Genomic DNA, 13,348 nt, shown 5'->3' on the forward strand with positions numbered 1-13,348 from the left:
ATCCTTCTCCTCAACTGACGGCGGGGCCGGAGCTGTTGTTGAGCCAGGCCCATTCGGACCAGCTGGCGAAGCCGGTCTGCCACTTGTGGAAGACTCCCGCGTGGCTCGTGCCGAACACCTCGATGCGGCCGTCGGCGTTCGCCGTGGCGGTGACCTCCGTACCGCCGGTGCCGAAGGACTCCCACCGGTCGTACGGCGCGTTCACCGCGGTCTGCCAGATGTGCTGGGCGACGGTGCCGTTGACGGCGAACACCTCGACCCGGCCGTCGGCGGTCCGCTGGCTGGTCAGCTGGGAGTCGGCCGGGCCGCCCGTGCCTTCCCACTCGGACCAGCTCGTGGGACTCGTCTGGTACTTGTGGAAGACGCCGACCGGGCCCGAGGCGAAGACCTCAAGACGCCCGTCCTGGTTGTGGTCGACGGTGAGGTCCCGTCCGCCGCCGCCGAAGTCCTCCCAGGCCGACCAGCCGCCGTTGACCGCCGTCTGGTACAGGTGCTGGAAGACGTCGCCGTTCAGCGCGAAGACCTCCAGACGCCCGTCCGGGGCCTTCTCCATCTCGATCCGGCTGTTCGCCGGTCCGCCGCCCGCGGACTCCCACTCCGACCAGCCGCCGTTGGGCGCCGTCTGCCACTTGTGGAAGACGCCCACAGGTCCGGAGGCGAAGACCTCCAGACGCCCGTCGCCGTTCGCGCCGACGGCGATGTCCTTGCCGCCGCCACCGAAGTTCTCCCAGCCGGACCAGCCTCCGGAGGGCTGGAGCTGGTAGCGGTGCTGGAAGACGTTCCCGTTGATCGCGAAGAGTTCCAGCCGGCCGTCCGCGTTCGGCCCGATGGCCAGTTCCGCGCCGGCCGGGCCGCCGAGGGACTCCCACTCGGACCAGGCACCGTTGACGCTCGTCTGCCACGCGTGATGCACTCCGTCGGCCCCGGCGGCGAACACCTCCAGGCGTCCGTCGGCCGACTTCGCCGACACCACCCGGCCCGACTCGACGGGATGCACCAGGGGTGTGGGGCGGGGGCCGCTGCCGGGCACGCAGGGCAGCACCACGCCGCCCTCCGCGAGGTACGGCTCGGGGTCGATGCCGTACGTGGCGGACGGGTCGCCCCAGATCCGCAGGTGGAGGTGCGGGCCCGACGAGTTGCCCTCGGAGCCGATCAGGGCGATCTGCTGGCCGGCCACGACGCGGTCGCCCACGAACACGTCGCGCTGGAACATGTGCCCGTACTCGGAGATCTTTCCGTCCGGGTGCTGGATGCGGATCCACTGGCCGTAGCCGGGCTCGTATCCCGAGATGGTGACCTCGCCGTCGCCCACGGCGTAGATCGGCGCCCCGTAGGCGCCGCCGATGTCCACGCCGTTGTGGCCGCTGTGGTAGTGCTGGGTGACGGGCCCGGCGGCCGGGCACGCGACGGCCGAGCCGAGGACCCGCGCGGGAGCCCGCGCCGATGTCTGCGCGGCTGCCTGGGCCGACGGCCGCGCCGATGTCTGTGCGTCGGCCGGGGACGCCAGGAGCAGGCCCGGCGCCAGGGCCGCGGTCGCGGCGAGCAGGACGCGCAGCGCGCGTCGGGGAAGACCGGACAGCACGTGACGCCCTCCCGTCACGCCTTGCGCAGGCGGTCGACGACGCCGTTGATGTCCCGCTCCAGCATGTCCCGGCGCACGTAGTGGCCGCCGGGCAGCTCGTACGACTCGTGCGGGATGCCCACGCGGTCGAGGTTCCACTTGAACTCGCGCTGGGTCTCGAGGACCACGGTCTCGTTGGCGTAGCCCTGGATGTCCTCGGGGCTGGTGCCGGCGACGAGGAAGACCCGCTTGTGCCGGTAGCTCTCGATGCGCTGGATCGGGTTGTCGGCGCTGACCCGGGCCTCGTCCCAGAACGGCATGCCGTAGACGCTGCCGCCGTTGAGTTCCACGGCGGCCGAGGACAGGTTGGCCCAGTGGGTGACCGCGCCGTTGCTGCCGCGCAGGCTGGCCGGGCCGGAGTGGGCGCTGACGGAGGCGAAGTGGCCGTAGTACTTTGCCGCGTACTTCAGCGCGCCGAAGCCGCCCATGGAGAACCCGGAGACGGCGCGCCCGTCGTACTCGGCGTACGTACGGAAGTTGGCCTCGACCCACGGCAGCAGCTGCGCCATGTGGAAGTGCTCCCAGTTGCGCGGGCCGGCGGCCGAGCTGACCGGGTTGGAGTACCAGCCGGCGCGTCCGCCGTCGGGCATCACGACGATGAGGCGCTTGCCGGCGGTCAGGCCCCGGATGTCGTGGTGTGCGTCGAAGGTGATGAAGTCCTCGAGTCCGCCGTGCAGGAGGTAGAGGACGGGGTAGGTGCGTCCGCTCCAGTGGTAGTCGTCGGGCAGCAGGACGTTGACACCGGGGTTCCAGCCGATGGCGTCGGTCTGGAAGCGGTAGTACCACATGCGGGGGTCGCTCTCGTTGCGGTCGACGATGCGCAGGCCGAAGCCGTCGCCGGCCGCCGCGGCCGTCGGCGCCGCGGCGAGCACGCCGCCGGCGCCCAGGGCCAGGGCGGCGGTGAGCCCGCCGGCGGACTTGAGGATGTTCCTGCGGGAGGGGTGGTGCGCGGTCAACGTGACCTCCAGGGAAGACGCGTGGCGAAGGCCGTTCCGGCCGCCGTGGAACGGGCGGTTCGGAAGCTAGCGACGCGCCTCCCCGGCGGAGAACCCGGAACCTTACGGACTGACAGCGGCGGCCGCGTGGGCTATAGGGTGACGGCGGCCCTGCGTGGAGTGACCCGCCTGCGTCGAGTGACCGGTGGGGAGCCAGCTACCTTCGTGATCATGAAATGGTCACGATCACGGTCGCGAAGACGGCCCGTCGCCCTGCTCACCGCACTGGCCTCCTGCGCCTCCCTGCTCGGCCTCGCCGCCGCGCAGCCGGCGGCGGCGAGCGGCACCGAACTCTCCGGCGCGGCGAACCTCGGAGTCCAGCAGCAGGTCCTCTTCCGATCCGGAACAGCCGGCTACGGCTGCTTCCGCATACCCACCCTGACGACGACGAAGAACGGCACGCTCCTCGCGTTCGCCGAGGCCAGGACCTCGCCGTCGTGCGCCGACCGCGGCCCCATCGACATCGTGGTGCGCCGCTCCACCAACGAGGGCCGCACCTGGTCCCCGATCCGGGTCGTCTCCTCCGGCCGGGCGGGCGCGGCCGGGCCCGCGCAGGTGCGAGGCAACCCCTCGCCCGTCGCCGACGTGATGGCCGACAAGAAGGGGACCGTCTTCCTCTTCTCCAACTCCGAGCCGGCCGTCCCCGGCGGCACCCGGACGTCCTGGGTGCAGCGGAGCGACGACGACGGCCTCACCTTCCAGGCGCCGACGGCCGTCCCGCGCCTGACGACCGGCACGGGATGGTTCGGCACCGGGCCCTCCCACGGCATCCAAATCCTCAAGAAGGACCATCCGCACGAGGGACGGATGGTCGTCGGCGCGTACGAGACCGTGAACGGGGACGACCAGCGCGTCGGCGTCCTCTACAGCGACGACCGGGGCGCGAGCTGGAAGAGCAGCCTGACCGAGGACTCGTTCCTGCGGGCCAAGGAGGTCCCCGGCGTATCGACGGCGCCCGACCCCTACCGGAAGGACTGGGGCCCGGAGTCCCCCGTGGCGAAGCCCGGAGAGCCGGTGGTCGCCGAGCTCGCCGACGGCAGCGTCTACGTCAGTGCCCGCAGCCCGTACGACGTCCGCGTCAACACGACGCTGCCGGCGGCGTACGAGGACCGGCACCGCATGCACGTCACCGCCACCGAGGCGGTCGACCCCGTGGACGGGCAGACGAAGGTCAAGGTGCCCAGGCTCGGGTACACCCAGGGCTGGGTGGGCCCCGACGTCCAGGTGTCCGTCCTCGCCCCGCGCAGGACCTATCGGACCGCCCCGGGCGATCTGCTCCTGATGTCGAGCCCCTCCCACCCGGACCTGCGCCAGGAGATGAGGATCCGCTACTCGCTCGACGACGGGGCGACCTGGAAGGACGCGCCCGGCGGGCAGGTCAGCAAGGTCCTCGGTGACCGGGCCGGCTACTCCGACATGGCCGAGCTGTCGGCCGGTGACATCGGCATGGTGTACGAGGGCGGCACGTCGTTCTCCGCCCAGCACATCTACTTCAACCGCTTCACGGTGGACCAGCTCCGGCTTCCCGAAGCGGGCACCTTCGCGGCCAAGGGCGCCGGCCTGCCGCAGCAGGCGCCGGCTGCCGGGCGGACTTCGCCCGACACGACCGTCGAGGCGAACGACGCCTACCTCGGCAACGGCACCGCCTCCGGCCCGGGCGCGGCGTTCGGGGGTGTGACGTTCGGTCAGGGGCTGAAGCTCAACGGCGGCGCCGGCGGCACCAAGGGTCACGCCGACCTCCCGTGGACCGCGTCGCTGAACGGCGGCTCGGGCGACATGACGTACTCCCTGTTCTTCAGGTACGACGCGACGTCCGCCTCCCCGCAGCAGGCGCTCCTGTGGGCGTACGGCGTCGGCGATCCGAAACAGCAGGTGTGGGCCCGGGTGCAGCCGGAGTACAACCGGGTCATGGCGCGCGTGGAGGGTGACAAGGGCGCCGTGACGCTGACCTTCGAAGCGCCGCTCGACAAGAAGGCCACGCCGGCCTTCGGCGACGGCGTCTGGCATCACCTGGTGCTCACCCGCAAGGGCGCCGAGATCAAGCTCGGCGTCGACGGGCTCGTCCCGGCCGTCAAGTCGTTCGACGTCGGCCGGCTCGCCCCCTGGCGCAAGGACGACGTCCAGGGCATCCGCCTCGGCGACAAGCTCGACACCGGTATCGCCGAGGTCGACGCCAACGACGGGTTCACGGGCACGCTCGACGAGTTCCGCCTCTACCGCGAGGCCGTCGATCCCACGCTGTGGCCGGCGCTGCGCGGCGCCGGGCGGGAGACCGTGGCCCCGGCCTCGCTGAAGGCCCACCTGCCCTTCGAGGTCGTCGACACCGCCGGGGCCGCGCCGCTGACGAACGTCCGCATCCAGGACGACGTCTCCGGCCGGTGTGCCGACGGCACGCTGCTCGGCACCCGGAACCCGGAGAGCGCCCAGGTCCCGGGGCGCGTCGGTGGCGCCGCGCTCGCCGTCTCCAAGGACCTCCCGGGTGTGGAGGTGCCCTACGTCCCGGCCGTGGACAACGGCACCGGGGACTTCACCTTCGCCCTCTGGTTCCAATACGACTCCGCGGTGAACCCCGAGGGCGCCACTCTGCTCTCGGCGTACGGGTCCACCGACGGGAAGCCGTCGCTGTGGGTCGGCGCGAAGCCGTCGACGAAGCGGCTCCACGCCCGAGCGGTCACCACCTCCGCCTCCGTCACGATCGATCTGGAGGACACGAAGACCGGCAGGGCGTTCGGCGACAAGGAGTGGCACCTGCTGACCCTGACGCGCGCCGGCGACACCCTGACGATGCGCGTCGACGGCGAACCCCCGGCCACCGCGACGGGACTCACCGGCTCCTTCACGGACGGAGTAGCCGCCCCCGAGGGCGTCAGGATCGGCTCGAAGCGCGACGCCACCGGCACGAAACCCGAGGGCATCGAGATCCTCACCGGGCAGCTCGACGACTTCCGCTTCTACCCGCGGGCGTTGAGCGACGCGGAGCGGGCCGACATCCTCGACACGACCAAGGGGGGCTGGGCCCCGGCGCTGAAGCCCGCGCCCACCGTCTGGTGGACCATGGAGGGCGGCAACACGGAGCAGCACCTCGTGATGCGGCCCGCCGACGATCCTGCCGCGCGCAGCACTTTCGACGCCTCGTCGCAGTGCAACAACGCCCTCGTACGCGGCGGCGCGACCGTCACGGACGCGGACGGCAGGTTCGGCCGCGGCCTCGGCTTCGACGGGGTGGACGACTCCGTGGAGCTTCCCTACGGGGAGGCCGAGGCGCTCGGCGACGGCGACTTCACCCTGGCGGCCTGGGTCCGCTACCAGGCGGCAGAGAACGACGAACCGGTACTGGTCAGGGCGTACGGGGTCGGAACCACCGAGCGCCAGCTGTGGATCCGTGCCAGGACCGGCACGAACGACGTCGTCGCCCATGTCCAGACGGACCAGGGGATCACCAGCCTGGTGGCCAGGGCCCCCGAGAACACCGTGTTCGGCGACGGCACCTGGCGGCACGTGGTGCTGCGCCGCGACTCCGGGGAGCTGACGCTGTCGATCGGTGACGGGACGAGGCTCCTGGCGACCGCGTCGGGAGCCGTGGCCGGCTCGCTGACGTACCAGGACGGATTCGACGTCCAGGGCATCCTGCTCGGAACCCGTCCGGACGCGCTGCCCAAGGACTGGTTCCAGGGCTCGATGGACGAGTTCACGCTGGTCCGCAGGTTCCTGACGGACGACGAGATCAAGGCCGTGGGGGCGCCGCTGCCCGCGGACGGCTCGACGGTGGTCCGACTGCCCTTCGACACGATCACCCCGCAGGGCACGCACGTCCGTCTGTGACGGGCCCACACCAAGGGGGCCGGTGCCGGGCGTGTTCCCTGCACCGGCCCCCGCCGGCTCCGCCGCCCTACGGAACGCGCGCGGGCTCCGGGACGCTTCCCGGCTCCGGCGCGCGCCCGGGCTCTGCCTCACGGCTCCCGGACTCCGCCCCACGGCTCCGGGCTCCACCCCACGGCTTCCGGGCTCCACTCCATCGCTCTCGGGCTCCGCCCCATGGCTCTCCGGAGCGCCGAACCACGCGACCGCCACCGCGCCCGCGACCGCCAGTACGAAGCCGAGGACGGCCAGCCAGGCGAAGCCGGGGCGGGAGGCGTCGCCCAGCCACCACACGCCGATCATCCCCGGCAGCACGGTCTCGCCGACCACGAGCGCCGCCGTCGCCCCGTTCACCGAGCCGATCTGCAGCGCGACCGTGTGCAGGTACATGCCGCCGACGCCGGCCACGAGGATCGCGTACAGCGCCGGGTCCGTCAGGAGCGCGCCCGGGTCGAAGGGGTCGATGCCGTTCAGGATCCGCACCCCGACCCCGAGCGCGCCGAAACCGAGGCCCGACAGGAGGCCCGCGAGGATCGCCGCCCGGGCGCCGAGCACCCGTACGAGGACCGTGCCGCCGGCCATCAGCAGCAGCGAGACCGCGAGCAGCCACCAGTGCGTCGCGATCGGGGTGCGACCGCTGCCCTCCGGGCCCGCCGCGCTCGCGAGCAGCACCAGCGCGGAGCAGACCACACCGATCGAGGTCCACTCGGCGCGGGTCAGCCGGATGCCGAGGAGCCTGACGCTGAGGACGGCCGTGATGACCAGGTTGGCGCTGATCACGGTCTGGGAGAGGAACAGGGGGAGCAGGCGGGCGGCGAGCGCGCCGAGGCCGAAGCCGACGAAGTCCAGGATCGTGCCGACGATGAACTCCCAGGTCATCGCGGCCTTCGCGGTCGACGACAGGCTCGGCCCGCCGTGCTGGGTGGTCTGCCCCGCCGCGGCCGCCTCGCGGCGGGCGGACCTGCGGGAGCCGACGGCCTGCAGGACGGATCCCGTGCCGTAACAGATCGAGGCGGCGACGGCGGTCAGCAGTCCTATGAGCACAAGCAGGTCCCTTCACACGCTGGGGGTCGGTCCGCCCAGTTCGTTCTCCGCTTGCCAGACGTCGGATCGGCCGTCCGCGTTGCCTGCTCCGTCGACTGGACGCTGAAGCGGCGCTCTGCCGGGGTGAGCAACGGCGAAGGACTGATCGAGCGCAGCCGTGAGGTACGGCGGCCACCGCTGGCGGCCGGCGGTGGCCGTGAGGACGTCGCTGGTGGGGGCCACGCGGGTGATCGGGGGGCGACTTCGCTGTCGTTGGCGCGGCGTTCGACCCTTCCGTCCGAGGAGGCGAGACAGTGGACGGGATTTTCGGCCGGCCCGACCCGGAGCCCCGTCGACGTCGGCAGCCGGGCATGTCGCGCCGCCCGACCGCCCACTCGTCCGCAGGGGAACGCATCCATGACCGACACCGCCACGTCCTACCGTGATCTCCGCGCCCTGGTGATCAACTGCACGCTCAAGCGGTCGCCGGAGCGGAGCCACACGCAGGGGCTGATCGACATCAGCACCGGGATCATGGAGCGCCAGGGCGTGCGGGTCGACGTGCTGCGGGCGGTGGACATCGACATCGCTTCCGGTGTCTGGCCGGACATGACGGAGCACGGGTGGGAGACGGACGAGTGGCCGGTGATCTACTCGCAGGTGATGGCCGCCGACATCCTGACCCTGGCCGGGCCCGTGTGGCTGGGAGACAACTCCTCGGTCATGAAGAAGATCATCGAGCGTCTGTACGCGTGTTCCTCGATCCTCAACGAGCGTGGTCAGTACGCCTACTACGGCCGTGTGGGCGGCTGCCTGATCACCGGCAACGAGGACGGCGCCAAGCACTGCGCGATGAACGTCCTCTACAGCCTCCAGCACCTCGGATACGTCGTTCCGCCGCAGGCGGACGCGGGCTGGGTCGGCGAGGCGGGCCCGGGCCCGTCGTACCTCGACCCCGGCTCCGGCGGGCCGGACAACGACTTCACCAACCGCAACACGACCTTCATGACGTGGAACCAGCTCCACCTCGCCCGGATGCTCAAGGACGCGGGCGGGATCCCCGCGTACGGCAACCAGCGTTCCGAGTGGGACGCCGGCTGCCGCTTCGACTTCGAGAACCCGGAGCACCGCTGAGTGCGGGCCACCGCTCGGTCAGCCGCTCCTGCCGGCCGTCACCCGGCGCTCAGGGTGGTCCACCTCTGGTTGGAGCCGCTGTGGCAGTCCCACAGCTGGAGCTGCGTGCCGTCGGCGGTGGAGGAGCCCGGGACGTCGAGGCAGCGGCCGGAGGCGGGGTTGCGGTAGCCGCCGTTGTACGGCTGCCAGACCTGGTTGGCGCCGCCGTGGCAGGCCCAGAGCTGCACCTTGGTGCCGTTGGCGGTACCCCAGCCGGCGGCGTCGAGGCACTTTCCCAGGGAGCGCAGGGTGCCGTCGGTGTACGCGGACCAGAACTGGTTGGCGCCGCCGCCGCAGCTCCACGTCTGGACCGCGGTCCCGTCGGCGGTGCCGGCGCCGCTGACGTCCATGCACTTGCCGGCGATGCCGGACTGCACGCGCGCGGGGGCGGGGGCGGGGTTCCTCAGCCACCCGGCGCTGTCCGCGGCCTGGACGCCCCGGTGGAAGGCGTCGGCCATCTTCCGGTAGCCGGAGTCGTTGGGGTGCAGGGCGTCGGCCAGGTCGGCCGTGGTCAGGCCGCTCATGTCGACGTACGCGACGCGCTTGCCCGCGGCCCGCGCCTCGCTCACGATCTGGGGGATGGCCTGGTTGTACGCGGCACGGTACTGCTCCTCGGACCCGCTGGTGGACACCACCAGGGAGGCCACGAGGACGGTGGCGTCGGGTGCGGCGGCGGTGATCCTGCCGACCAGGGACTTCAGCCGGGCGGTGGCGGTGGAGACCTGGTGGGATCTGTCGAGGTCGTTGGTGCCGATGTGCAGCGTCACGACGTTGGGCCGGTAACGGGTCAGTGAGGCGTCGGTGAGGGCGGCGATCTGCTCGATGAGGTATCCGGAGTGGCCTTCGTTGTCGGGGTCGGACATCGAACCGGCCCGCCCCGTGCCCACGAAGTCCACCGGGTGGCCGTCCGCCACGAGCCTTTCCCACAACGGCCCCCGGTAGCCGTTGCCCGTGCTGCTTCCCACGCCCCACGTGATCGAGTCGCCCAACGGCATGACCCGCAGAGGTGTGTCGGAGGCGGCGGAGGCGGGGGCCGCCCCTGCCGCCGTCACTCCGAGCACGGCGGCGACGAGCACGATCAGGGAGCGGATCCAGGACCTTCTCATGGGGTTCCCTTTCATGGGGTCGCGCGTCACGGGAGCGTGGTCCACTTCTGGTTGCTCTGGCCGTTGCAGGTCCACAGGACGACGGGGGTCCCGTTGGCGGTGCCGGCCCCGTTCACGTCGAGGCACAGACCGGCGTGGACGTTGCGGATCGACCCGTCGGCCCGCGCGGTCCACTTCTGGTTGTTCTGGCCGTTGCAGGGCCAGATGACGACCGGCGTGCCGTCGGCGGTGCCCTGGCCGGAGGCGTCCAGGCACTTGTCGCCGTAGACGCGGATCTCGCCTCCGGCCCACGTGGTCCAGAGCTGGTTGGCGGCGGTGTGACAGTCCCAGATCAGCGTCCGCGTCCCGGCAGCGGTGGAGGCGCGGTCCACGTCCAGGCAGCGGCCCGATCCGGTGCCGCGCAGGCGTGCGGTGGTCGCGGCCTGCGGGCTCCCTCCGGTCATCCGGAACACGGCGACACCGTGCGCGGGCACGCTCGCGGAGATCTGGCCGGAGGTGGTCGACGTGCCGCCGGTCCACAGATCGGTGAGGGAGAACGACTGGCCGGTGAGGCCGACCTGCGCGGCCGTGGCGGTGATCGTCGTCGCGCTCCCTCCCCTGTTGAGCAGGCCCACGGCGACCGAGCCGTCGGCCAGGGGCTTGGCGAACACCTCGGTGGCGCCGTCGTCGCGCGCCCTGCGTCCGCCCGCGCCCAGCGGGTCCTGGTTCACCGCCACCAGGCGGGGGTTGCGCAGGATGGAGCTCACGTCGGCGGACATGGTGCGGATGTCGTTGCCGGCCATGAGCGGGGCGCCCAGCAGCGCCCAGAGGGCGAAGTGGGTGCGGGACTCGGTCAGTGACAGGCCGGGGCGGCCGACGACCAGCATGTCGGGGTCGTTCCAGTGACCCGGACCCGACTGGGCGGCCAGTGGCGCGGTGACGTCCAGGACGTTGCCGACGCCCATCGGGTAGCTGTTGGTGTTGTTGTTCTGCCAGATGTCGAGCAGGTCCTCGGTCGTCCGCCACAGGTCGGCGACCTCGCCCCAGTCGTACGTGGCGCCGGTGGGGGCGTGGAAGCTGTTGGGATTGATGCTGTAGACGATCGGGCGACCGGTGGCGCGCAGGGCATCGCGCATGATCGTGAACCGTTCGACCTGTTCACCGAGGGTGCCGCTGCCGGAGCACCAGTCGTACTTGAGGTAGTCCACGCCCCAAGAGGCGAAGGCGGCGGCGTCCTGGGCCTCGTGGCCCTTGCTGCCGGTGGAGCCGGGGTAGGTGCCCACGCCCTGTGCGCAGGTGCGCTCGCCCGGCGCCTGGTAGATGCCGAACTTCAGGCCCTTGCCGTGGATGTAGTCCCCCAGCGCCTTCATGCCGCTCGGGAACGTGGCCGGATTGGCCCGGAGGTTGCCCGCCGCGTCGCGCTGCGGGTCGAACCAGCAGTCGTCGACGACGACGTACTGGTAGCCCGCGTCCTTCATGCCCGAGGACACCATCGTGTCGGCGGCCTGGCGGACCTGTGCCTCGGTGATCCCGCATCCGAAGCTGTTCCAGCTGTTCCAGCCCATCGGCGGGGTGAGCGCCGGACTGCCCGGCGCGGCCTCGGCGGTCGTGCGGGCGGAGGCGGTGACGCACGCGGTGAGCGTCAATGCGGTGGCCGCGAGGAGACGCAGTAATCGTCGGGGCAGGAGAACCATGAGGATTCCTTCCTGGCCCGCACAACGGAAGCCGCTGTGCCGACCGGATGGGCGGGGGGGTCATGAGCCGTCGATCAGCCACTGCAAAGGAGGGACCTGATTGTTCGAAATCACGAACAGCGTGCGACAGTTCGAGCAGAAGATAGATTTCGCGCTGAGGCCCCGTCAACGCTTTCGACGAGCCACATCTCCGACGCGTTACACCCCACCCGGATAACAAAAAATCCGGACCCTCGAACAAGTTGACCTGAAAAAGGCGCGCCGATTACGTTCAGCGCCACCGCGTCCAAGAATTCGATCTGTTCGGTATATCGGTTATCCGAACTCCATCCGGAGAGCTTCCCGGCGTAGATCGACGACGTCCAAGCCGCCGGGCTCCGCCGCCCCCGTCTCAGGCCTCGAAGAGGAGGCGGAGGGCCACCTCGCGGTAGTGGCCGACGTGGTGCAGGGCCAGGTGCTGGGCGGCGTCCGCGTCGCCCGCGCCGATCGCCTCGTAGAGCATCCGGTGTTCCTCCCACAGCGGGCCGGGCTCGTCGACCTGCTGGAAGAGCCAGCGGAGCCGGCCTTCGAGGGATTCGAGGGTGGTGACGAGGAGTTCGTTGCGCGACATGCGCACGATCTGGGCGTGGAAGGCGGTGTTGGCGCGGGAGAGCCGTTCGGGACCGCCGTCGTCGGTGGCGGCCCGGGCCTCCATGAGGAGCCGGCCGAGGGTGTCGAGTTCGGCCTCCGTCCGGCGCTCCGAGGCGCGGCGCACGGCGAGCACCTCGAGGGCCTCGCGCATGTCGAAGAGGTTCTCGACGTCCTGCCGGGTCATCCGGCGGACGACGATCCGGCGCTGGGAGACGGCCTGGAGGAAGCCCTCGCCGATGAGGATGCGGATGGCCTCGCGGACGGGGACGCGGGAGACGCCGAACTCCTCCGCGACGTCACGTTCGACCAGCCGGTCGCCCGGCTTGAGCCGCCCGGTGATGATGCGGTCGCGCAGCCCCTCGCAGACCTGGTCGCGGAGCCAGCCGCCCGCGCGGGCGGGCGCGGTGGGGTCGGCCTCCCGTGTCCCGGTCATCTGTCCTCCCGGTGTCGATCACCTCACGGTATGCCACCCGAGCGGCGGCTCCGGTTCCGGGTGGTGCGACGCCCGTCACGATCCACTTGACGTGGACACAAGAGCAACTTAGCTTCGCCTTACCTTACCTCCGCTTCCCTCGCCCGAGAGACCACCGACATGCCGAGAACCCTGCCGCGTCCGCCCCGCATCACAGCCCTCACCGCGGACGCGGCAGCCACCGAGGAACCCCTGCCCCGCCTCACACCCGGCTGGCTGCTCACCGCCTTCGGCGTGCTCACCGCGGGATTCCTCGCGGCCTGCCTCTGGACCGCCGGACACGTCCACGCCGACGCCACGCTGCAGAACACGGCCCGCTTCCTGCACGTGGCGAGCCTGGTCGCCGGCCTCGGCTCGGTGCTCGCCGTCGACTGGCTCGCGGTGCTCTGGCTCAGCGGCCGCCGGCCGCTCGCCGCCGTCCTCGACACGGCGTGCGCGCTCCAGACCCCGATCTGGGCGGGGCTCGGCGGTCTCACGGTCACCGGCCTCTTCCTGCGCCCCGACCTGGGCTCGCCGCTGACGCTGGTCAAGCTGGGCCTGGTCCTCGCCGTCACCCTCAACGGCCTCCACGCCCACCGCCTCGGACAGCTCCTGGAACGCTTCCGGGACCACGGCCAGGCGCCCCGCCGGCTCCTCGTCCGCTCCGCGGCCGCGGCCGGGATCAGCCAGATCGGCTGGTGGGGAGCGACCCTGATCGGCTACCTCAACAGCCGGTCCTGACCGCCGGTCAGCACCCCTCCCCCGCGCGGCTCCCGCCCGGCCCCCACCCGGTTTTGGTTCTGCGGACGATCATCCCT

General features: G+C 71.5%; 8 protein-coding genes and 1 pseudogene. 3 read left to right on the plus strand and 6 right to left on the minus strand.

Features of this window, described 5'->3' with window-relative positions; genetic code table 11:
* Positions 1–10: 10 nt before the first annotated feature.
* Both ACFWJO_RS02515 and ACFWJO_RS02520 read right to left on the minus strand, forming a co-directional pair.
* Positions 11–1,582: a peptidoglycan DD-metalloendopeptidase family protein gene (locus ACFWJO_RS02515; RefSeq protein ID WP_386862988.1), complete on the minus strand. Its 1,572-nt coding sequence runs from the start codon at positions 1,580–1,582 to the stop codon at positions 11–13.
* Between the two features lie 14 nt (positions 1,583–1,596).
* On the minus strand, positions 1,597–2,577 hold the full coding sequence (locus ACFWJO_RS02520) for an alpha/beta hydrolase-fold protein (RefSeq protein ID WP_386862989.1): 981 nt from the start codon (positions 2,575–2,577) through the stop codon (positions 1,597–1,599).
* A 210-nt stretch (positions 2,578–2,787) separates the two neighbouring features.
* Here ACFWJO_RS02520 and ACFWJO_RS02525 point away from each other — a divergent pair, with 210 nt between their 5' ends.
* Entirely contained in the window at positions 2,788–6,438 is a 3,651-nt protein-coding gene (locus ACFWJO_RS02525; RefSeq protein WP_386862990.1) for a LamG-like jellyroll fold domain-containing protein, read from the plus strand.
* A 204-nt stretch (positions 6,439–6,642) separates the two neighbouring features.
* Here the strand turns inward: ACFWJO_RS02525 and ACFWJO_RS02530 are convergent.
* Positions 6,643–7,518: pseudogene (locus tag ACFWJO_RS02530) on the minus strand (hypothetical protein); the annotation flags it as partial.
* A 396-nt stretch (positions 7,519–7,914) separates the two neighbouring features.
* Here ACFWJO_RS02530 and ACFWJO_RS02535 point away from each other — a divergent pair.
* Positions 7,915–8,631, plus strand: coding sequence for a flavodoxin family protein (locus tag ACFWJO_RS02535; protein ID WP_386862991.1), 717 nt, complete (start codon positions 7,915–7,917; stop codon positions 8,629–8,631).
* Between the two features lie 38 nt (positions 8,632–8,669).
* On the opposite strand, the gene ACFWJO_RS02540 is transcribed toward ACFWJO_RS02535, so the two are convergent.
* The 3 genes from ACFWJO_RS02540 to ACFWJO_RS02550 all read right to left on the minus strand — a co-directional run bounded on the left by ACFWJO_RS02540 (position 8,670) and on the right by ACFWJO_RS02550 (position 12,512).
* Complete coding sequence (locus ACFWJO_RS02540) at positions 8,670–9,776, minus strand: ricin-type beta-trefoil lectin domain protein (protein WP_386862992.1); 1,107 nt, start codon at positions 9,774–9,776, stop codon at positions 8,670–8,672.
* 26 nt (positions 9,777–9,802) lie between these two features.
* On the minus strand, positions 9,803–11,449 hold the full coding sequence (locus tag ACFWJO_RS02545; RefSeq protein ID WP_386862993.1) for a glycoside hydrolase family 27 protein: 1,647 nt from the start codon (positions 11,447–11,449) through the stop codon (positions 9,803–9,805).
* A gap of 391 nt (positions 11,450–11,840) precedes the next feature.
* Positions 11,841–12,512, minus strand: coding sequence for a GntR family transcriptional regulator (locus ACFWJO_RS02550; protein WP_386862994.1), 672 nt, complete (start codon positions 12,510–12,512; stop codon positions 11,841–11,843).
* A 159-nt stretch (positions 12,513–12,671) separates the two neighbouring features.
* Here ACFWJO_RS02550 and ACFWJO_RS02555 point away from each other — a divergent pair, with 159 nt between their 5' ends.
* Entirely contained in the window at positions 12,672–13,271 is a 600-nt protein-coding gene (locus ACFWJO_RS02555; protein WP_386862995.1) for a hypothetical protein, read from the plus strand.
* Positions 13,272–13,348 lie beyond the last annotated feature (77 nt).

This window comes from Streptomyces sp. NPDC127092 (assembly GCF_042722475.1).
Taxonomy (GTDB): domain Bacteria; phylum Actinomycetota; class Actinomycetes; order Streptomycetales; family Streptomycetaceae; genus Streptomyces.